Genomic DNA, 19,954 nt, shown 5'->3' on the forward strand with positions numbered 1-19,954 from the left:
TTCTGTTTTGTCAAAATAGCGCGATCCATAGCAATTTTCATTTTTCAAGCTGTCTGGAAAACCGCTTTTTCTTTCTGTAAAATCGTTTTTAAAATCGCCATCCGTGCAAACACGCCGTTTTCCATTTGTTTAAAAATCCGCGACCGGCTGCATTCCACGAGGCTAGTTGCAATCTCGACATCGCGGTTGACCGGCGCCGGGTGCATAATGATGCTGCCCGGTTTCATCATCCGTTCCCGTTCCACCGTCAGCCCGTATGCGCGGTGGTACGCTTCTTTTGTCAGATGGGCAGTTTCTTGATGGCGTTCATGTTGGATGCGGAGCAGCATGACGACATCTGCTTCCGCTACGCCGTCATCGACCGGAACGTACGGGAGATGCATGGTTGGGTCAAACCATTTTACAGGCCCCGAACACGTGACGGTGGCACCAAGCTTTTTCAATGCTTCGGCGTTTGATCTGGCAACGCGGCTGTGGACGATATCGCCGATGATACACACCTTTAAGCCGCGGAAGCCGCCGAATTCCTGTTTGATCGTCAAAAGATCAAGCAGGCATTGGGACGGATGCTGACCGCTGCCGTCTCCCGCATTGACAATCGAAAGCGCCAATCCTGCGAGCTGCCTGTAATATTCATCTTCCTGGTGACGGATCACCACCACTTTGACGCCGATCGACTGCAATGTTTTCACCGTGTCGTACAATGTTTCACCCTTTTGCACGCTTGATGCCCCGACTTCAAACGGAAGCAGCTCAAGGCCAATCCGCCGTTCTGCCACTTCAAAGCTGCATTTTGTCCGCGTGCTCGGCTCGTAAAACAAATTGGCTGCAAAAACCGGCTCCGGCGCTTTCCATACGGCCCCTTTTGAAAAGGCATCGGCTTCTTCCAGAAGTTCCAAAATTTCCTCATTGCCCAAATCGGATATCGTCAGAAAATGCTGCATGTTCCATCCTCCTTTGTTTTTCAGCCAAAAAAGCACCCTGCTTATGGCAGGGTGCGTGAAATGGCACGGCAAGTCAAAAGCCTTGCGCGGCCGGCACCCTTCCAAGCCTCTCCGGACTTGCAGTTAAAAGGTGTTCCGTATTCATTTCAATGAAAAAGCCCCTTTGCCGTGAGGGTACAAAGGGGGCTTTCAAACCTCCTTTGCAAACCTCACAGGGCTTGCTTAAAAGGATTACACATCGTGGATTGTGACCAGGTCCCGCCCGTCCACATCCGTCAATTGTACAACGATTCTTTCCGACTGGCTCGTCGGGATATTTTTTCCGATAAAGTCGGGGCGGATCGGCAATTCCCGGTGGCCGCGGTCAACGAGCACCGCGAGCTGGATCCGGCTCGGGCGGCCGATATCCATCAGCGCGTCCATCGCCGCGCGCACTGTCCTGCCTGTATAGAGCACATCATCGACAAGCACGATCTTTTTACCGGTGATGCTGGATGGCAGGTTCGCGCCCTTCACTTCCGGTTCGCCGTCTACCGTTTTTTTCGATAAATCATCGCGGTACAGCGTGATGTCCAGCTCGCCGACTTCGACTTTGCGCCCTTCGATTCTCTCAATCCTTTCCGCCAGGCGATCAGCGAGATAAATGCCGCGCGTTTTAATCCCGATGAGCATCGTGTCTTCAATGCCTTTATTCCGTTCAATGATTTCGTGGGCGATCCGCGTCAACGCCCTGCGGATCATGATTTCATCCATTACTACCGCTTTTTGGGCCATGGTGTCTCCTCCCGGGAAAAATCAAAGCCTTCCGCACCGAAGGCAGGAAGGCTTTGTAAAATGAACGTTCCCTTGCCAGCCTCACGGGACTGTTTTTAAAAGGCTTATGAAGTTATTTTTACCTTACCCGTTTTTCATCCGTTTGTCAATATTTTTTATACCGTGATGTTCACAGACCGCGCCTCATTGTGTTTAAAAGATGCGCGAAATCATCCGGCAACGGCGCTTCAAATGTGAGCGTTTCGCCGGTGCGCGGGTGGCAAAAACCGAGTACCCCGGCGTGGAGCGCCTGGCCGCCGAAATCAATCGTTTTTTTCGGCCCGTATTTCGGGTCGCCTGCCAAAGGATGGCCGATATACTTCATATGGACGCGGATCTGGTGGGTGCGCCCCGTTTCAAGCCGGCATTCGATAAATGTATACCGGTCAAACCGTTCCAGCACGTGGAAATGGGTCACCGCGTCTTTTCCGTTATCGACCACGGCCATCCGCTGGCGGTCAGCCGGGTCCCTTCCGATCGGGGCGTCAATGGTGCCGGCTTCATGCGGAATATTGCCGTGGACAAGCGCAAAATATTTGCGGGTTACCGTTTTTTCGCTGAGCTGCGCCGCCAGCTTTTCGTGCGCGTAATCGTTTTTGGCCACCATTAACAGCCCGGATGTGTCCTTGTCAATCCGGTGGACAATCCCGGGGCGGAGCACGCCGTTAATACCCGATAGATCTTTGCAGTGGTACATCAGGCCGTTCACAAGCGTCCCTGTAAAATGCCCATTTGACGGATGGACAACCATGCCTTTTGGTTTATTGACAACAAGCACATCGGCATCTTCATAATAGATATCAAGATGCAAGTCTTCCGGTTCAATATCGGGCAATTCCGGCTCCGGCACCTCAATTTCAACCAAGTCGCCTGTTTGCAATCTGTAATTTGCTTTTTCTTTTTTGCCGTTTACGGTAATGTCACCATCTTTAATCCATTGCTGAACTTGTGATCTTGACCATTCTTCCCGGATAGAAGAGACCATTTTATCAAGCCGTTCATTTGCTTCGTGTTCAAGAATGGTGTGATCCATTTTTTCCATCGGTTTTCTCCTTTGTCTTTCTGTCTTCCAAAAGCATTGAAATCAGCAACAATACAACGCCAATCGTTAAACTGGCATCCGCCACGTTAAAAATGGCAAAATCATAACTGCCGAAACGCAAATGGACAAAATCAACCACTTCGCCGCGGAACAGGCGGTCAATAAAGTTGCCGATTGCCCCTCCTAATATAAGGCCGAGGCTGATGCCGACTAGCGCCCTATCTTTCGCATATTTTTGTATGTAATAAAGAATGCCGGCAATGACAATTAGGGTAATGAGATAAAATAGCCACATCTGCCCTTCCAGTATGCTGAAGGCAGCGCCTGTGTTGCGCGTCGATGTGAGAAAAAAGAAACCCGGAATCACTTCGATGCTTTCCCCGAGCGCCATCCCTTTTAAAACGAGCCATTTGGCCAGCTGGTCCAAGATGATCACAATGAGTGCAACCGCATAATAAAAAATAACCAATCGCTTTTCCTCCGCCTGTGTTTACGGCAGGCGCAAAATACCGCCTGGTCCGGAATATATTTCTTTCTGCATTTTAGCATAAACAGCAGGAAGTGAAAAGAACGGACGGCTGGATCCGGTCCGCCCGTTCCTGCCAGCTTCTTTTAGGCGGAAACCATTTTTGCTGATTGAAGTTGCGCAAAAGCAATGCCCTTTTTGACATTTCTTTCTCCCTTTTCTAGTGAATAAGATCGTACGGGACGGTTACTTTGCCGTATGACAGGATGGTTTGCCGGTCCGCAGGCAACAGGGCAGGGATTTCCGCAAGGCCCGGGTCAACTTTCCGGGTGCCGTGGAACCCGTCCAATGCCGCCTCAATCTCTTTCAATTCCTCCTGAACCAGATGTTGCACAAGCTCATGTTTCGCCTCGTATACGGATAATTCAGCCCGTAGCGATTGCAGCCAAATTTTCGGATCTTTACGCATCTTCCAACAGCCTCCCCGCTTCTTTGTTGGTTTTAGCATTCCCGCAGGCAAGGCTTGTTTGCGGAAAAACGTTTTCTAAAAGTAACAAAATCATGCAGCGGCAAACGGTTTTTGCCAGTTAAAATCCGGCGCTGGCAATGGGCTGAAATCCGTTAAAAAAGCCGGCGCTGCATGTCTTCATGCAAGCCCCGGCTTAAAGCTTCACACTTCCCGCATCAATGTTTTCACAACTTGTGCACAGCGCGGGCAGAGCGTCGGATGGTCATGGTCCAGGCCGACTTCCGGCGTTACAACCCAGCACCGTTCGCATGTTTCGCCTTCCGCTTTTTCGACGACAATAGCCGCGTGTTCAAGCTTCAGCGCATTTTCCGGCGCGTCTTCAATGGCGCCTGCCACTTCAAATCCCGATACAATGAACAATTGCTTTTTGCTTTCCGAAATGCTGTCAAGCAGTGCTTTCGTCTCCTCATTCACATACAAGGTCACTTTCGCCGTCAGCGATTTCCCGATTACTTTTGCATTCCGCGCTTCTTCCAATGCTTTTAAAACGTCTCCGCGGAGCGCCATAAACGCATTCCATTTTTCTTCAAGCGCACTAGCATCCGGCAAATCCACATATTCCGGCATATCGGTCAGCTGGACGCTTTCTTCCGCGACACCCGGAATATACTGCCAGACTTCATCGGCTGTATGCGGCAAAATCGGCGACAACAGCTTGGTTAAGGCAACAAGGCATTCATACAAAACGGTTTGCATCGCACGGCGTTCCGGATTGTCTGCAAGCTCGATGTACAGCACGTCTTTTGCAAAATCCATATAGAACGAACTGAGGTCTGTGGCACAGAAATTGTTCACCGCATGGTAAATGGTGGCAAATTCGTACCGCTCATAAGCCTCCCGCACTTCTTTTACAAGCTTGTTCAATTTGACAAGCATAAACCGGTCGACCTCGCGCAACTCTTCATAGGCAACTTGGTGCCGGGCCGGGTCGAAGTCGTTCAGATTGCCCAGCATAAACCGGAACGTGTTGCGGATTTTCCGGTAGACTTCGGACACTTGTTTTAAAATTTCATTGGAAACCCGGACATCTGCCTGATAGTCAACGGAAGCGACCCACAAGCGGATGATGTCAGCCCCCAGCTGTTCAACCACTTTGCCAGGCAAAATCGTATTGCCGAGCGATTTGCTCATCTTCCGGCCTTCGCCGTCCAGCACAAACCCGTGGCTTAAAACGCCGTCGTACGGGGCGCGCCCTGTTACCGCCACACTGGTAATGAGCGACGAGTTAAACCAGCCGCGGTACTGGTCGGAGCCTTCAAGGTACAAATCAGCCGGCCGTTTCAAGCCTTCTTGTGCAGCCAGCACGCCCTGATGGGAAGAACCGGAATCGAACCAGACGTCCATAATATCCGTTTCTTTTTTAAATACGCCGTTCGGGCTGCCCGGGTGCGTAAAGCCTTCCGGAAGCAGGTCTTTCGCTTCCCGTTCAAACCAGACGTTTGATCCGTGTTTGCGGAACAGGTCGGACACATGCCGGATGGTTTCTTCCGTGATGATCGCTTCGCCGTTTTCCGCGTAAAAAACAGGGATCGGCACGCCCCATGCACGCTGGCGGGAGATGCACCAGTCGCCGCGGTCGCGGATCATGTTATGCATCCGGAGTTCGCCCCAAACAGGCGTCCAGTTGACCTCTTCAACGGCTTTCAAAATGTCATCGCGGAACATGTCAACCGATGCGAACCATTGCGATGTTGCCCGGAAAATTACCGGTTTTTTCGTCCGCCAGTCATGCGGGTACGAGTGCGTTAAAAACTTCAGTTTCAAAAGCGCACCTGCCTGATCCAGTGCTTCACAGATCGGTTTGTTGGCTTTGTCGTAAAACAGCCCTTCAAAACCGGGCGCGTCTTTTGTCATCATGCCTTTGTCATCTACAGCACAAATCACATCAAGCCCGTATTTTTTGCCGATGAGAAAGTCATCTTCCCCGTGTCCAGGTGAGGTGTGGACGCAGCCGGTCCCGCTGTCGGTTGTGACGTGGTCTCCGAGCATAACGAGCGAATCGCGACCGTACAGCGGATGTTTTGCAACAATGTACTCCAGCTTTTTCCCCGGAACCGTTTGAACGACTTCCGCGTTTTCCCATTCCAAAACGCTGCTTACTTCTTCAAGCAGGGCTTCGGCAACCAGATATTTGTTGCCGCCCGTTTTTACGACCACATAGTTGATCTCCGGATTGACGGCAATGCCGAGGTTTGACGGAATGGTCCAAGGGGTCGTCGTCCAGATGACGATTTTCGTATCCGTATCAAGCACGCCTTTTCCGTCTTTTACGTCGAACGCAACATAAATCGATGGCGATTTAATGTCTTTGTACTCAATTTCTGCATCTGCAAGCGCGGATTCGCTGGAAGGGGACCAGTATACCGGCTTCAGGCCTTTGTAAATATAGCCTTTTTTCGCCATTTCCCCGAATACTTTGATTTGCTCGGCTTCATATGCGGGCCGGAGCGTTAAATACGGATTTTCCCAGTCGCCGCGCACGCCGAGCCGTTTAAACGCTGTCCGCTGGCGATCGATTTGCTCATGGGCATATTTTTCGCACAGTTTCCTGAATTCGGCAACCGACATTGATTTCCGGTCTACGCCTTTTTTTGTCAGTTCCTGCTCAATAGGCAGCCCGTGCGTATCCCAGCCCGGTACATAAGGGGCATGGTAACCCGTCATCGATTTGAACCGGTTGATGATGTCTTTCAATGTTTTATTCAGGGCGTGGCCCATATGGAGATCGCCGTTTGCATACGGAGGCCCGTCGTGGAGCACAAACAGCGGCCTTCCTTCCGTGCGTTTCATCACCTTTTGATAAATATCCATTTCTTCCCATTTTGCCTGGATTTGCGGCTCTTTTTTCGGCAAATTTCCACGCATCGGGAAATCCGTTTTCGGCATTAAAAGTGTATCTTTGTAATCCATGCTGATCCTCCTGCCTTTTGCATATTGTATTTTGAATTTTTCGTTATGTTCAGCCTTGCCAAAAATCCAATAAAAAAACCTTCCCATCCCCAAAATAGGGACGAGAAGGTTCCCGCGGTACCACCCTAGTAGGCATCCAATATGCCCGCTCGACATCCGTAACGTGGAAGGTCCCGCTTAACTCTACTGGCCTTTTCGGCGTTCAAGGCAAGAACTCAAGGGGGATGTTCAGGCTGCGCGCTTTGCCGGGCTCGCACTGTCCCCGGTTCGCTTGGAAAGCTTTCACAACCCTACTGCCCTGTCATCGTTTTTTCGTATACAGTATTGAATGTATTCCATTATAGTGGACCGTGTTCGGATTCGTCAAGTTTGATTTGCTTCTTCTTCTTCCAGTTCAAACTCCGTAGCATCGACTTCAAATTCCATCAGCTTTTCCCAATCGTCGCTATCAATCAGGTCAAGCTGCGCCTCAATCAGCATTTTAAAGCGCGTCCGGAAGACTTTCGACTGTTTTTTCAGCTCTTCGATTTCGAGCGCAATTTTTCTTGCTTTCGAAAGGGCTTCATTGACAATCCGATCGGCATTTTTTTCCGCCTCGCGGATGATCAGTTTCGCTTCTTTCTGGGCATTGCCCTTGACTTCTTCCGCCGCTTCCTGGGCAACAACAATCGATTTATTTAAAGTTTCCTCAATGGAAGTAAAATGGCTCAGGCGTTCGTTTAATGATGCCACCTTATCTTCCAGGTTTTTCTTTTCGCGGATCAGCATTTCATAATCTTTGATCAGCTGGTCAAGAAATTCATTTACTTCATCTTCATCATAGCCGCGAAACCCTTTGCTGAACTCCTTATTATGTATATCTAAAGGCGTTAAAGGCATGTGGCCACCTCCTGTTCAATTTGCCTTTCGATTGCAAGATTCCCCTTCTTTTTTATATTATAATGGAATTCGACGATTTTTTGGGAAAATCCTGCTAATCCATCAAATTATTTTAAAATCCCTGCCACCATTCGCCACTTTTCTTTCTTCGTTTTGCCTTCCACGCGGATGAGCCGGCTTCTCCCGTACCCCCTAGCTGAAAAAGTATCACCTTCCTCGCACTGGAATGCCGGATCTTCCACTGTTTTCCAGTTCACTTTTACAAGCCCGTGCTCAATCAGCGCCCGCGTTTTTTGCCTTGAAATATTGTAAACGGCGGATAAAATCGCATCAAGGCGGAGCGAACTGACGGTGGCCTGTTTTTCAAGCCAGCGTTGCTGTTGCCCGATGGCCTCGCCCAACTGCATTTTCGTAAGGGTAACCGGCGTTTTTCCAATTTGCCGGAATTCCATTTGAATAAAGTCCGAAAGTTCCGCTGCCACGAAAAACTGAATGCGCCCTTCCCCGATTAAAATATCCCCGAATTTTTCGCGTTTCAGGCCGAGCGCCATCAGCGAACCAAGCACATGTTTATGTTCAAAGGAAACAAATTTGGCAGGGTAATGGACTTCGAATAAGGCAAGATGGAAGTCGTCCTCATCCGGAGAAAAATAGTCAGGAAAAAGCAGCATTCTTTTCCGCTCACTCTCTCTGTATCCGCCAAAAGCCCGGACAGAGACTGCGCCGTGGTTTCCGATCACCGTGTTGACAATTCTCTGCATGCGCGGATCCAAAAAATCCGTCAGTTCAGGGGCATACGCATCTTCCACGTATTGTTTCCAGGTCAGCACCTGGTCAATAAATTCCTTTTCATCCGGCCGGAAATGCTGGTAAATCGATTCCATTTGTCTGACTCCTTTTAAAAAAAGGAACTGCACAGTCCCTTTTTCTGAAAATGGCTCTTTTTACATGAACCATGAAAAAATTTCCGCAATGCCGGCTCTTGCCAAATCCAGGACAAAAAAAGCGACGATCGGAGAAATATCAATCATGCCGATCGGTGGAATGATTCTGCGGAAAGGGTCGAGATAAGGTTCCGAAACGCGCGCAAACAAACGCCCGATGTCGGTGTCCCTGAGATTAAACCACGACATAAAGATATAAATCAGGAGAATGTAAGAGTAAATTCTCATGAGAAGCAGAATGATCTTTAAAATTGAAAATAAAATTGGATCCATCCGGTTTATGGCCACCTCGTATCGTCATATTCCTGTCCCTGCAGGAATTCAGAAATTTTTCCGGAAACTTCTACGTTATCCGGCGTACAAAGAAAAATATTGCTGCCGACTCTCTGGATATCGCCTGCAATGGCATACACCGTTCCGCTCAGAAAATCGACAATCCGCTTCGCCTGGTCATGCGGCATGCTTTGCAAATTGACGACCACCGCGCGCCTGTTTTTCAAATGGTCGGCAATTTCCTGTGCATCGGCATATACCCGCGGTTCCACCAGAATGACTTTTGAAGACTTTTGGACGCTTTGCAGGCTGACCACATTTTGCCGCGCATGCCGGACCGGTTTCTCAGCGGGCTGCTCGGGTTCTTCATACTCTTTTTCCATCATTTCTTCTTCCTGGTCTTCGTATTCATCATCAAGCAAAAAGAATGACTTAAATTTCGTTTTCAGTCCCATTCCATTACACCTCCGTTTGTTTTCCCTTATCCGACAAGCGCAGTGCCGATTCTGACAAAAGTCGCCCCTTCTTCTACTGCAATTTCAAAGTCGTTGGACATCCCCATCGACAATTCGCGGCACGGAGCGTAATCCAAATGCAGTGATTCAATGTCCTGCTGCAGTTGTTTCAGCCCGCGGAATGTGCGCCGGATGACGTCCTCATCTTCCGTAAGCGGCGCCATCGTCATCAGACCCGCAACGCGAATATGCGGAAAATCCTTCAGTTTGCGGACAAAATCCACCACTTGCCCGGGCGCCATCCCGTGTTTCGATTCTTCCCCGGAAACATTCACCTGAATAAAGCAATTGATTTCTTTATCCAATTTTGCCGCCCTTTTTTCGATTTCCTCTGCAAGGCTCAGACGGTCCAAAGAGTGTATGTAGCTGACTTTATCAATAATGTTTTTGACTTTCCTTGTCTGCAGCGTCCCGATAAAATGCCAGACGGGACGGTTTCCGAGCGCCTCGTATTTTTTTAGAAGACCGTCATCGCGGTTCTCGCCTAAATGCTGAATGCCTGCTTCCAGTGCCTCTTTTGCTCTTTCTGTTGTGACATATTTCGTTACTGCAATGATTTCCACATCCCCGCGGCTTCTTCCTGCCCTTTGGCACGCTTTTTCAATTTTTTCGTTGATGCGCGCGAGGTTTTCCGATACTTTCATTTCTCCGGTGCTCCTTTTATCCCAATAAAGCCAAGCATTCTCCCGGTAGCGCCGTGATCGCGCCGGTGCGAAAAAAAGTCTTCTTCACAACAGCTTGTGCACAGGCTGCTGATTGCGATCCGGCTTTCCGGAATGCCTGCCTGCTGTAATATGATTTTGTTTAACTGCTTTAAATCAAGTGCATACTGGCCGGGTGATTTTTCCACGTACGGTAATTTTTCTTCTTTGCCAGTCCAAGGGCGGACAGCCTGGATGACACGGTCATCAACAAGATAGCATTCGCCGCAAATGGACGGCCCGATGGCGACTTCTATTTCATCAAGCGGCACGCCATCCTTTACCCATTTTTCAACCATTTTAGCCGCAATCCCGCGGGTGGTTCCTTTCCACCCGGCATGTGCGATCCCGACGCGCCCGTACTTCGGTGCGAAAAAGAAAACCGGCACACAGTCCGCAAACGCCAGCACAAGCAATATTTCTTTTTCATCGGTGTACAATCCGTCCGTATGCGGAAAAGAGGAACGGTAATCAGCCGCCCCCTTGCCGGCGTCTTTGCGCGTGACCCGTTGCACATGGTCTTCATGCGTTTGTTCGGCGCCGATCCAGTTTGATAAAGGGAATCCGGCCGCACTTGCAATGATCTCCCGGTTTTTCCTGACCGATTCAGGATCGTCGTTCACATGGAAAGCAAGGTTTAAACTGCCGGGAAAATTTGTGCTTGCGCCGCCGTTTTTCACTGTAAATCCGGCACATATCCCGTTTTTTTGCCAAGCGCCGACAGTATAATACACGGCCTGTGTTTTTATAAACGGTTCTCTCATCTCACCCTCACCCGGTTCTCTTTTGTACTATTATACCTTTTTATCCATATGTCTTCTATAGATTTTAGCATTCAATACGTTTTTTTCCGTACTGATTTTATTTATAGCAAATTTCATCAAAATTCTCTACTTTTTAGCTTGAAAACGGGGATCATCCGGAAATCCCCCGGATGTAACAGGTTTGTAACGCAACTAATAAACAGATGTTACCTTTCTGTTATATTAGACTGCTATTCTATCAATAACAAATCACTTACATAACAGAGGTAATGAATTTGAAGAAAACTTTAGTATCACTACTGACTGTTTGTATGTTGTCTATTGGGACGGGCCACGCATTTGCAGCAACAACGACATATACGGTGAAGTCGGGAGATTCATTATATAAAATCGCCGGAAAATATCATGTGACCGTGGCGCAGTTGAAAAGCTGGAACCACTTGAGGTCAAATGTGATCCGGGTGAAGCAGAAGCTAAAAATCCAGACGAAAACGCCTGCAAAAAAAGTTTCGACTTCGTCTTCTTCTTACCGCACGATGACGGTGAAAGCAACGGCTTATACAGCGGGTTCCGGCGGCGGGATTACGGCGACCGGCTTCAACTTAAAAAGACATCCTTCCGCAAAAGTGATTGCGGTCGATCCAAAGGTGATCCGGCTCGGTTCGAAAGTGTACGTTCCGGGTTACGGGATGGCTGTTGCCAGTGATACCGGCGGGGCTATCAAAGGGAAAAAAATTGATGTCTTTATTTCAAGTAAAAAGAAAGCCCTCCAGTGGGGCCGAAAAACGGTGACAATTAAAGTGTATAAGTAAAAAACGGCTGCGCGGCCGTTTTTTTCTTTGTCAGGCCGCGCTTATTTTCTCGGTTCCTGCAGCTGCTGCTGGGTATAGGCCGACTCTTTAAACCTGACGAGGATCACATCGGCGCCGATTTTGACGATGTTGCTCCACGGGATGACCACTTCGTCCTCTTTTCCAAATAAGCCGAACATTTTCCCCGATGAGCCGCCGACAATGATGCTTTCAATTGTGCCATTATCCAGATTGATATCAATATCTTCCACGTTTCCGAGTTTTCTGCCGTCCGATATGCTGACAACATCTTTCACTTGAAAATCTGAAATTCGGACCATCTGCTCTCCCCCCTGCTGTCTTTCCGCCATGTAATACAAGTTTATGCACGGGGGGAGGTTTTTACGAATAGAAAAGCGGAGGCGTTGCCGGACAAGGATTTCAAAGCCCCCTTTAATAAAGGGGCGGAAATCCATACGCCGACGAGCAAGCGCCCTCCGCTTTTCTTATTGTCCAGCTCCGGCTCCTAGCGGCTAGCGGATTTTTGCGTCTTCTCCTTTCGATAAGCGGGCATCGATTCGCCTGTCGGCTCATCGTGTTTCCTTTATCTCGGTCGAAGACTACAAAATCCGTACGCCGCTGTACAGTCGCCTCCGCTTTTCTTTGTCCAGCTGCGGGCGCTGTCGGCGTATGAATTTCCAGTCCCCTCCCCTACGATAAGTCAACATCGGCTCGTTCCTCGCCGTGTTTCCTTTATCTCAGTTCGGGGACTATGAAATTCATACGCCGACGAGCAAGCGCCCTCCGCTTTTCTTACTACTGTATATTTTTGTTCATTTGTTTGATGGCTGCTTTTTCGAGGCGGGAGACTTGGGCTTGGGAGATGCCGATTTCTTCTGCGACTTCCATCTGTGTTTTTCCTTGGAAAAACCGTTTGCGGATGATCATTTTCTCCCGTTCGTTCAGACGCCGCATTCCTTCTTGCAAGGCGATTTCTTCAATCCATTGCGAATCTTTGTTTTTTTCGTCACTCACCTGGTCCATGACATAAATCGGATCCCCTCCGTCGTTATAAATCGGTTCAAACAGTGATACGGGATCCTGAATGGCATCAAGTGCAAATACAATGTCTTCGTGCGGAACATCCAGCTCTCTGGCGATTTCTTCTGTTGTCGGTTCTTTCGAAGTGGCGCTCATCAGCTTTTCCCTTACTTGCAGGGCTTTATAAGCAATATCCCTCAAGGAGCGCGATACGCGGATCGGATTATTATCCCGTAAATAACGCCGGATTTCGCCGATAATCATCGGCACGGCGTACGTTGAAAAGCGGACATTTTGATTCAGATCAAAATTATCAATGGATTTCATGAGTCCGATACAGCCGACTTGAAACAGGTCGTCCACATATTCGCCACGGTTGTTAAAGCGCTGAATGACGCTCAGCACAAGGCGTAAATTGCCATTGACCAGCTTTTCTCTTGCAGACGCATCGCCGGCATGCATTTTCTTTAAAAGATCCCTCATTTCCTCATTTTTCAAAACGGGAAGCTTGGAGGTATCCACCCCGCAAATTTCCACTTTGTTGCGCTTCAAATCTTTTCCCCCCTTCAGGACTTCAGGAGCTGCTGTTCAAAAAACAGTATCTCCCCGGGTGGGAAATTTATGCACTGCGCAAAAAGCGGGAATTGCCTGCGGAAGATGCCCGGACATTGCCGTTCCTGCTTCCCGCCCGCCTGCAAATTTTCCTGCTATACCATTTTATTGAATTCTTTACGCAATCTTTTAATAATTCTTTTCTCAAGCCGCGAAATATAGGACTGGGAAATACCAAGCATATCGGCAACATCTTTTTGTGTTTTCTCTTCCTGCCCTTTAAGGCCGAAACGCAATTCCATAATCTGCTTTTCCCGATCCGACAAACGGTGCAGGGCGCTGTAAAGTAATTTTTTATCGACGTTCGCTTCAAGATCCCTTGTAATGATATCATCATCCGTGCCGAGCACATCCGAAAGCAGCAGTTCATTGCCGTCCCAATCGATATTTAGCGGTTCATCAAACGAAACTTCGGACCGGAGCTTATTGTTCCGCCTTAAATACATCAAAATTTCATTTTCAATACAGCGGGAAGCGTAAGTCGCCAGTTTGATCTTCTTTTCCGGATTAAACGTATTCACGGCTTTAATGAGGCCGATTGTGCCGATGCTGATTAAGTCTTCGATATTGATGCCGGTGTTTTCAAATTTGCGCGCAATGTAAACGACAAGGCGCAAGTTGCGTTCGATAAGGATCGAACGTGCTGCCTTATCCCCTGCCGGCAGTTTTTTTAACAGCATTTCTTCTTCTTCTTTGGAAAGCGGGGGCGGCAGGGCTTCATTCCCGCCGATATAATAAATTTCATCCGCTTTCAGCCCGAGCTTGAATAGGAGTTTGTACCAAAAATAAGCGAGTTTTAACCGTAAATGTTTCATATTCATCCTCCTCGTATAATAAGTTTAAATCCAAAGTGGATGTCAATTTCCAGTTCATTCTGCTGCTCATTGACAAGTGAATATAAGATTTTGTATTCCGGGCTCGCCCGGAATACAAGTTCGGACTTGGACGCTTCGCGATGTTCCCGGATAATGGTCTTAGGATCGTTTGGGTCAATGCTTCCCCTCCTTGTAGCCTGACTACTCGAAAAGTCTGCATCCCCAGGTTCTTGCTTGAACGTCTAACCCGTAGGCCGTTCCTCCGGATCTCCGTGCTGGAAATGAGCAGTTCCAGGCAGCCCACGGCCCGGATGAGTTCTCATACGCGAGGCTGACAGATCGGCAAGCCATCTGGGGATATCCCGAAGCGTCCGATTCCATCGATCCCAATACAGAGAGGAGGAAATCATATGCCCTTATTTGTCGGTATTGACGTGAGCTCCAAAAACCTCGATGCCTGCCTGATGGATGGAATGGGGGAAACGTTGGCCACCCAAACGGTGACAAACAATCTTCCCGGTGCCTCTGAGTTAAGAGACGCCATCCTCCAACATGCGGAGGCGGATGACACCATCCAGATCGCCATGGAGGCCACATCTGTGTATAGTTGGCACCCGGCAATGTTTTTCCATGAAGATCCCGAGCTGAAACAGCGTCGTACAAAGGTGTTTACCCTGAATCCGAAGCTGGTGAGAAATTTCAAAAAGGCTTATGCCGAGATGGACAAGACCGATCCCAAAGATGCCTGGGTAATTGCGGACCGCTTGCGTTTCGGGAGATTGCCGAAATCCGTGATTCAGTCAGAACAATACCTTGCCCTTCAACGGTTAACACGGATGCGCTATCACCTGATTCAAAGTTTAACCCGGGAACAACAGGTATTTTTGAATCATCTGTTTTTCAAATTCAGTGCCTTTAACCTTGAAGTGGATACACCGGTCTTCGGCCATGCCATAACGGAATTTTTGCTTGAGGCCTATAGCCTCGATGAAATTGCCCAAATGCCTCTGGAGGACTTAGCGATGTATCTCCAGACCAAAGGCCATGGCCGCTTTAGCGATCCCAAGGATTTGGCCGCATCCATCCAAAAAGCTGCCCGGTCCTCTTACCGGCTTTCTAAATGTGTGGAGGATTCGATTGACTTGGTCCTGGGCAGTTCTATTGAGATCATCCGGCATCTTAAACGCCAAATCAAGGATTTGGATAAGGCGATTGCCCGCGTTCTTGATGGAATCCCGAATACCCTCCAGACCATTCCGGGAATAGGCCCGGTGAGCTGTGCTGGGATTCTCGCTGAAATCGGCGACATTGAGCGCTTTGACGACCAAGCCGCGATCGCAAAATTTGCTGGATTGTTCTGGCCCCGCCACCAATCGGGTGATTTTGAGGCTGATGACAAAATGCTTGCGCGTACAGGCAATCGTTATCTCCGGTATTACCTGGTTGAGGCTGCCAATCTGGTCCGGCGACACGAACCTGAGTACCGCGCCTTTTACCAAAAGAAATATCGTGAGGTGCATAAGCACTCACACAAACGCGCCCTCGTCTTAACGGCAAGAAAACTGGTGCGCCTGATCGATGCGCTGCTCCGCAACGATCAAATTTATGCGCCGAAAAAGAAGGTGACGCGATGAGGTAACCAGGTAACCATCATCGATAGCCTGAACTTGAAAACTTCCAGATTATTCCAATTATCTGGAGGCTTAGTTCAGTATTGCCATTTTTACGACATAGAGCCAACAAAATTTCCAATTCACTTGTTTTTAACCCTTGACATCACACCGTAGGACTTTAAAGTCACCATCAGGCGGATTGCGCAGCTTCTGCCATCATTTGCGGGTGAACAATGCAGCTGAATGCATCATCCCCGGATAAACATTGTGCCGAAAAAGAAATCAGCACTTTTTTTACAGGCCATGTCCGGTTTCCGCTCGTCAGTTGTACCTCATCCGGCTTGTACGCTAAAAGAAGCGATTGTTTCCCGACTGTTTTTGCCGGGATGAACCGGACGCGGCCGGCCCATTCGTCAGGAAGTGTAGCACTTCCGTTCAAAAGACGGGTCGCATCTTCCGCAAGCACCGCAATTTCTTCGGGGAGATGCTCACGGACGGGCAGGATGGAAAGGATCATCACTGGCAGCTTTGTCAGCGGATCATATAACTGGTTGCCGCTATCCACCAGCCCTTTTACTGTAAAATCACTTTCCCCGATGCGAATATAAACATCGACAAGCTGGTCATACTTGATTTTCGCCATTTCAAGCCCCTGAATCCGGTTCTTTGAAAACAGCCATGCCGCCGGAAGACCGAGCGCAACAAACGCCCAGCTGACCGGGTCGCCAAATCCCCCCGCCGCAGCTTTAAGCATTTTCACCTGCATGTCGAAGTGAAAGCTTAAAAAGTAGTGGGCCCCCATTAAAATGCCGCCCATCAGAAACGTGGCAAAATAAAAGGTTAGGAGATTTGAAAAAAAATAGCGCCACCGCTTATAGCCGAAAACTGCAAATACCATGATGCCGGAAAAAAGCAGCTTTACAACCGGATTACCGGCATAATAAGAAAGCTGCGGCATAAAGCCCATGATGATGATCGCTGAACCGATGAGCCCGCCTGCAAGAATCCGGAGCAGGCGGGCCGGCCGTTTTAAGGCAATGCTTGTCAGCCACAACAGCAGGCTGTCGGCAAGAAAATTCAAAAGCCAGATGGCATCCATATATACAACCAAACGCATCCCCCCTGTCTCCGCCTCAAATGAATCCGCAGCCGTCCCGCCAAAACGGCCGCTTTTGCCCGGGCCGCGTGCCCGAGGCTGCGGAATGCTTGCCGCAATGCATCCTGTGCCGGTTTTCGTATACTAACCCGGTAACGTTGTTGAAAGGTACATCGACTAAGGCTTTACCCGGTGATTGTTGCTGAAAGGTGCATCTGCTGCGGCTTTAAGAACGCCAATCCGGTGAATGAATCATGGCGCAAACCGGTCCGCGCAGTTCCGGCATGTTCCGGTTTCCAGGCGGACCGCTTTGCTCGATTGCTGCATCTGTCCTTCTTGATTTGATTTATGGCTAGTATAACGCACCCGGAGTATTAAAGTGTGTCAGTTTCTGCTGGCAAAAAAACAGAACTTTTCATTTTTTTAGCCGAAAAGTGTCAAGCGTGCTTGCCGGATAGTCCCGCTGTCACACCGGTATTCACCGAAAAGAAAAAACCCGGCTGGATAAGCAGACAACATCTGCAAATCCAAAACGGGTTTAAAAAATTTTCAAACGCAAAAGAGCCCATCTTTGCTTTCAGGCAATGGCCTGGAAAGCAGAGACGGGCTCTTTCATTATTTTCTTCTGTTCCGGTTTCGCAAAAAAGTCGGAATATCAAGTGTATCTTCACTGTACTGAACGGCGCGTTGCGGTTCAGACTGGGGTTCTTCACGCTTTGTTTCGCGTTTTGCCTGTTGGTTCAAGGCCGGCCTTGATTGTCCGAGCGACGGGCGCTGCTTGCTCTGGGTCTGCGCTTCTTCATTAAAGCCGGTTGCAATGACCGTAACCACGATTTCGTCCTTCAGGCTTTCATTGATAACGGACCCGAAAATCATATTGACTTCCTGGTCTGATGCGGAGGCGACAATATCGGCCGCTTCCTGCACTTCATACAAACTTAAATTTGCGCTGCCGGTAATGTTCATCAGCACGCCTTGTGCACCGTCAATAGACGTTTCAAGCAGCGGCGACGAAATGGCTTTTTTTGCCGCCTCTGTCGCACGATTTTCCCCGGAAGCGATCCCGATTCCCATCAATGCTGAACCTTTATTGGTCATAATTGTTTTGACATCCGCAAAATCCAGGTTGATCAGGCCCGGTACCGCGATCAGGTCGGAAATCCCTTGTACGCCCTGGCGCAGCACATTATCCGCTTCCCGGAATGCTTCTAGCATCGGTGTGCTTTTATCGACAATTTCCAGCAGGCGGTCATTCGGGATCACGATCAGCGTATCGACCGCTTCTTTCATGGCACTGATGCCGCCGGCCGCCTGGTTTGCCCGTTTGCGGCCTTCGAATGTGAACGGCCTTGTAACCACACCGACCGTCAGCGCCCCGAGTTCCTTTGCGATATGGGCAATGACCGGCGCCGCCCCTGTTCCGGTGCCGCCGCCCATCCCGGCTGTCACGAACACCATATCCGCACCCTTTAACGCTTCTTCAATTTGTTCTTTGCTTTCTTCGGCCGCTTTCCGCCCGACTTCCGGATTTGCGCCGGCACCGAGGCCACGCGTTAATTTTGCGCCAATTTGCATTTTAATTTCAGCTTTGGAAAGGTTTAATGCCTGGGCATCCGTGTTTACGGCAATAAATTCAACGCCCTGCAGATCATGTTCAATCATACGGTTCACGGCATTGTTGCCGCCGCCGCCAACGCCGATAACTTTTATCGTTGCCAAAGCGTCTACATTGGTATCGAACTCTAACATTCACTAATCCTCCTAATTCGTATTGCGTATCTTATCCCGGTCCTGCTGCCGGACGGGCTCCGGTTTTTTCGCACATGATGCCGGCAGGCTATTCGAAAAACAAACCAAAGAATTTTTTCATTTTCGATGACATTTTTTCTTCCTGACCGGAAGCTTGTTTTGGTTTGGACTGCGGCTTTTTCGCCGGTTTCGGTTCCGCATACTCCATTCCGGCTGCCACCAGGCGGGAGCTGACATTTTTCCCTTCCAGCCGCGCATTTTTCGCAGCGTACTGGATCAGGCCGACCGCCGTCGTATATTGCGGCTCACGGACACCGATATAATCCGGAATGGCAACTCTTACGCGGTTTTGAAAGACCGTTTCTGCAAGCTCCGGTACACCGGGCATATTTGCAGTGCCCCCTGTCAGCACAATCCCGCCCGGCAAATCATGGACGCCGATCTTCCTCAGTTCCTGCTGGATAAACAAAAAGATTTCTTCTAATCTAGCTTCTATAATATCAGAAATTTGTAATTGGTTAAATTGTTCTTTTTGTTCACTGCCGATGATCTGTACATCAAAAACATCGTCTTCGAGCGCATCCTGGCTGAACGCGTGCCCGTGCTTCAGTTTGATTTTTTCCGCATCTTCCGTTGAAGCCCTTAGACAGATGGACAAATCTTTTGTGATATGGTCCCCGCCGACGGGCAGCACGCTCGTTGTCCGGATATGGCCGTTTTCAAAAACAGCCAGCGTCGTCGACCCGCCGCCGATGTCAACGAGTGCCGTCCCGAGTTCCATTTCATCTTTTGACAGCGCAATGGCACCGGCTGCAAGCGGCATGAGAACAATTTCCGCGATGGTCAGGCCGGCCTTTTCAACACAGCGCAATGTATTATGTAAGATCGTTTTGGAAGTCGTGACAATGATGCCTTCCATTTCCAATCTGACACCGATCATCCCGCGAGGATCATGTATTTCATCCAAACCGTCCACAATGAATTGCTTCGGAATGACATTCACAATCTCTCTTTCGGGAGGAATAGAAAGCACTTGCGCCGCATCCATCACTCTTTGTACATCCCCATCCGTAATTTCCCGGTTCTCGCTCTGGACCGCCACCACCCCGTGGCACGGCTGCAGCATCACATGATTGCTGGCAATGCCGACGATCACGTGGTCAATTTTCATGCCGACCATTCTTTCCGCTTGTTCAATTGCCCGCCTGATGGACAGGACGGTTTCATCTATATCTACAATCGATCCTTTTTTAATGCCTTCGGACCTGACATTGCCAACCCCAATAATATTTAATGAATCATTGCCCATTTCGGCAATGATGACTTTCGTGGCAGATGTACCGATGTCAAGACTCACATATATTTCACTGCTGTTCATACTGCGGCACCTCCCTTTGCCTTTCGATCAAACGCAATCCGCCTATGTTAAAGCGCCATTTTTCCCAATTCGTCTCTTC

The 19,954-nt window shown here is 49.1% G+C and carries 20 protein-coding genes and 1 other annotated feature; of the genes, 2 read left to right on the forward strand and 18 right to left on the reverse strand.

The features are described 5' to 3' along the window. Positions 1–44 precede the first annotated feature (44 nt). The 12 genes from BCOA_RS17915 to pgeF all read right to left on the reverse strand — a co-directional run bounded on the left by BCOA_RS17915 (position 45) and on the right by pgeF (position 10,780). A complete protein-coding gene (locus BCOA_RS17915; RefSeq protein WP_014095540.1) occupies positions 45–944 on the reverse strand; it encodes an aspartate carbamoyltransferase catalytic subunit in 900 nt (299 codons plus the stop codon). 231 nt (positions 945–1,175) lie between these two features. Beyond that, positions 1,176–1,718, reverse strand: coding sequence for a bifunctional pyr operon transcriptional regulator/uracil phosphoribosyltransferase PyrR (pyrR, locus tag BCOA_RS17920; protein WP_014095541.1), 543 nt, complete (start codon positions 1,716–1,718; stop codon positions 1,176–1,178). Positions 1,719–1,887: 169 nt separating this feature from the next. After that, a complete protein-coding gene (locus tag BCOA_RS17925) occupies positions 1,888–2,799 on the reverse strand; it encodes an RluA family pseudouridine synthase (RefSeq protein ID WP_014095542.1) in 912 nt (303 codons plus the stop codon). Further along, positions 2,771–3,268 carry a signal peptidase II gene (gene lspA, locus BCOA_RS17930; RefSeq protein WP_014095543.1) on the reverse strand — a complete coding sequence of 166 codons (498 nt, stop codon included), beginning with the start codon at positions 3,266–3,268 and terminating at the stop codon, positions 2,771–2,773. The genes BCOA_RS17925 and lspA overlap by 29 nt, the downstream gene beginning before the upstream one ends. A gap of 217 nt (positions 3,269–3,485) precedes the next feature. Beyond that, positions 3,486–3,734 (reverse strand): hypothetical protein, encoded by a 249-nt coding sequence (locus BCOA_RS17935; RefSeq protein ID WP_014095544.1) that lies wholly within the window; start codon positions 3,732–3,734, stop codon positions 3,486–3,488. 201 nt (positions 3,735–3,935) lie between these two features. Next, complete coding sequence (gene ileS, locus BCOA_RS17940; RefSeq protein ID WP_014095545.1) at positions 3,936–6,704, reverse strand: isoleucine--tRNA ligase; 2,769 nt, start codon at positions 6,702–6,704, stop codon at positions 3,936–3,938. 93 nt (positions 6,705–6,797) lie between these two features. After that, positions 6,798–7,018: a binding site (T-box leader), on the reverse strand. 49 nt (positions 7,019–7,067) lie between these two features. Beyond that, positions 7,068–7,583, reverse strand: coding sequence for a DivIVA domain-containing protein (locus BCOA_RS17945; RefSeq protein ID WP_014095546.1), 516 nt, complete (start codon positions 7,581–7,583; stop codon positions 7,068–7,070). A gap of 107 nt (positions 7,584–7,690) precedes the next feature. After that, a complete protein-coding gene (locus tag BCOA_RS17950; RefSeq protein ID WP_014095547.1) occupies positions 7,691–8,467 on the reverse strand; it encodes a YlmH family RNA-binding protein in 777 nt (258 codons plus the stop codon). Positions 8,468–8,527: 60 nt separating this feature from the next. Next, the gene (locus tag BCOA_RS17955) at positions 8,528–8,800 is read right to left on the reverse strand and encodes a YggT family protein (RefSeq protein WP_014095548.1); all 273 of its coding nucleotides are present in this window, start codon (positions 8,798–8,800) and stop codon (positions 8,528–8,530) included. A 5-nt stretch (positions 8,801–8,805) separates the two neighbouring features. After that, a complete protein-coding gene (locus BCOA_RS17960) occupies positions 8,806–9,255 on the reverse strand; it encodes a cell division protein SepF (protein ID WP_013858990.1) in 450 nt (149 codons plus the stop codon). Between the two features lie 26 nt (positions 9,256–9,281). Beyond that, positions 9,282–9,959, reverse strand: coding sequence for a YggS family pyridoxal phosphate-dependent enzyme (locus BCOA_RS17965; protein WP_014095549.1), 678 nt, complete (start codon positions 9,957–9,959; stop codon positions 9,282–9,284). Then, on the reverse strand, positions 9,956–10,780 hold the full coding sequence (gene pgeF / locus BCOA_RS17970; RefSeq protein ID WP_014095550.1) for a peptidoglycan editing factor PgeF: 825 nt from the start codon (positions 10,778–10,780) through the stop codon (positions 9,956–9,958). Before pgeF ends, BCOA_RS17965 begins: the two co-directional genes overlap by 4 nt. A 275-nt stretch (positions 10,781–11,055) precedes the next feature. On the opposite strand from pgeF, the gene BCOA_RS17975 reads away from it, so the two are divergent. Then, the gene (locus BCOA_RS17975; RefSeq protein WP_014095551.1) at positions 11,056–11,592 is read left to right on the forward strand and encodes a 3D domain-containing protein; all 537 of its coding nucleotides are present in this window, start codon (positions 11,056–11,058) and stop codon (positions 11,590–11,592) included. A 41-nt stretch (positions 11,593–11,633) separates the two neighbouring features. On the opposite strand, the gene BCOA_RS17980 is transcribed toward BCOA_RS17975, so the two are convergent. From BCOA_RS17980 to sigE, 3 genes are all read right to left on the reverse strand, one after another. Continuing rightward, complete coding sequence (locus tag BCOA_RS17980; protein ID WP_014095552.1) at positions 11,634–11,912, reverse strand: YlmC/YmxH family sporulation protein; 279 nt, start codon at positions 11,910–11,912, stop codon at positions 11,634–11,636. Between the two features lie 475 nt (positions 11,913–12,387). Then, complete coding sequence (sigG, locus tag BCOA_RS17985) at positions 12,388–13,164, reverse strand: RNA polymerase sporulation sigma factor SigG (RefSeq protein ID WP_014095553.1); 777 nt, start codon at positions 13,162–13,164, stop codon at positions 12,388–12,390. Positions 13,165–13,319: 155 nt separating this feature from the next. After that, entirely contained in the window at positions 13,320–14,039 is a 720-nt protein-coding gene (gene sigE / locus BCOA_RS17990) for an RNA polymerase sporulation sigma factor SigE (RefSeq protein WP_014095554.1), read from the reverse strand. A gap of 410 nt (positions 14,040–14,449) precedes the next feature. Here sigE and BCOA_RS17995 point away from each other — a divergent pair, with 410 nt between their 5' ends. Beyond that, positions 14,450–15,673, forward strand: coding sequence for an IS110 family transposase (locus tag BCOA_RS17995; protein WP_014095555.1), 1,224 nt, complete (start codon positions 14,450–14,452; stop codon positions 15,671–15,673). Positions 15,674–15,842: 169 nt separating this feature from the next. On the opposite strand, the gene spoIIGA is transcribed toward BCOA_RS17995, so the two are convergent. The 3 genes from spoIIGA to ftsA all read right to left on the reverse strand — a co-directional run bounded on the left by spoIIGA (position 15,843) and on the right by ftsA (position 19,875). After that, entirely contained in the window at positions 15,843–16,769 is a 927-nt protein-coding gene (spoIIGA, locus tag BCOA_RS18000) for a sigma-E processing peptidase SpoIIGA (RefSeq protein ID WP_014095556.1), read from the reverse strand. 594 nt (positions 16,770–17,363) lie between these two features. After that, entirely contained in the window at positions 17,364–18,497 is a 1,134-nt protein-coding gene (gene ftsZ / locus BCOA_RS18005; RefSeq protein WP_014095557.1) for a cell division protein FtsZ, read from the reverse strand. 88 nt (positions 18,498–18,585) lie between these two features. Beyond that, a complete protein-coding gene (gene ftsA / locus BCOA_RS18010) occupies positions 18,586–19,875 on the reverse strand; it encodes a cell division protein FtsA (protein WP_014095558.1) in 1,290 nt (429 codons plus the stop codon). Positions 19,876–19,954: the final 79 nt, after the last annotated feature.

Origin of the sequence: Heyndrickxia coagulans 36D1 (assembly GCF_000169195.2) — a bacterium.
GTDB lineage: Bacteria > Bacillota > Bacilli > Bacillales > Bacillaceae_C > Weizmannia > Weizmannia faecalis.

Excerpts from the sequence above, each read along its gene's own strand:
- BCOA_RS17915 (WP_014095540.1), bottom strand. The coding sequence starts at position 944 with ATGCAGCATTTTCTGACGATATCCGATTTGGGCAATGAGGAAATTTTG.
- pyrR (WP_014095541.1), bottom strand. The coding sequence starts at position 1,718 with ATGGCCCAAAAAGCGGTAGTAATGGATGAAATCATGATCCGCAGGGCG.
- BCOA_RS17925 (WP_014095542.1), bottom strand. The coding sequence starts at position 2,799 with ATGGAAAAAATGGATCACACCATTCTTGAACACGAAGCAAATGAACGG.
- BCOA_RS17935 (WP_014095544.1), bottom strand. The coding sequence starts at position 3,734 with ATGCGTAAAGATCCGAAAATTTGGCTGCAATCGCTACGGGCTGAATTA.
- ileS (WP_014095545.1), bottom strand. The coding sequence starts at position 6,704 with ATGGATTACAAAGATACACTTTTAATGCCGAAAACGGATTTCCCGATG.
- BCOA_RS17945 (WP_014095546.1), bottom strand. The coding sequence starts at position 7,583 with ATGCCTTTAACGCCTTTAGATATACATAATAAGGAGTTCAGCAAAGGG.
- BCOA_RS17950 (WP_014095547.1), bottom strand. The coding sequence starts at position 8,467 with ATGGAATCGATTTACCAGCATTTCCGGCCGGATGAAAAGGAATTTATT.
- BCOA_RS17955 (WP_014095548.1), bottom strand. The coding sequence starts at position 8,800 with ATGGATCCAATTTTATTTTCAATTTTAAAGATCATTCTGCTTCTCATG.
- BCOA_RS17960 (WP_013858990.1), bottom strand. The coding sequence starts at position 9,255 with ATGGGACTGAAAACGAAATTTAAGTCATTCTTTTTGCTTGATGATGAA.
- BCOA_RS17965 (WP_014095549.1), bottom strand. The coding sequence starts at position 9,959 with ATGAAAGTATCGGAAAACCTCGCGCGCATCAACGAAAAAATTGAAAAA.
- pgeF (WP_014095550.1), bottom strand. The coding sequence starts at position 10,780 with ATGAGAGAACCGTTTATAAAAACACAGGCCGTGTATTATACTGTCGGC.
- BCOA_RS17980 (WP_014095552.1), bottom strand. The coding sequence starts at position 11,912 with ATGGTCCGAATTTCAGATTTTCAAGTGAAAGATGTTGTCAGCATATCG.
- sigE (WP_014095554.1), bottom strand. The coding sequence starts at position 14,039 with ATGAAACATTTACGGTTAAAACTCGCTTATTTTTGGTACAAACTCCTA.
- BCOA_RS17995 (WP_014095555.1), top strand. The coding sequence starts at position 14,450 with ATGCCCTTATTTGTCGGTATTGACGTGAGCTCCAAAAACCTCGATGCC.
- spoIIGA (WP_014095556.1), bottom strand. The coding sequence starts at position 16,769 with ATGCGTTTGGTTGTATATATGGATGCCATCTGGCTTTTGAATTTTCTT.
- ftsZ (WP_014095557.1), bottom strand. The coding sequence starts at position 18,497 with ATGTTAGAGTTCGATACCAATGTAGACGCTTTGGCAACGATAAAAGTT.
- ftsA (WP_014095558.1), bottom strand. The coding sequence starts at position 19,875 with ATGAACAGCAGTGAAATATATGTGAGTCTTGACATCGGTACATCTGCC.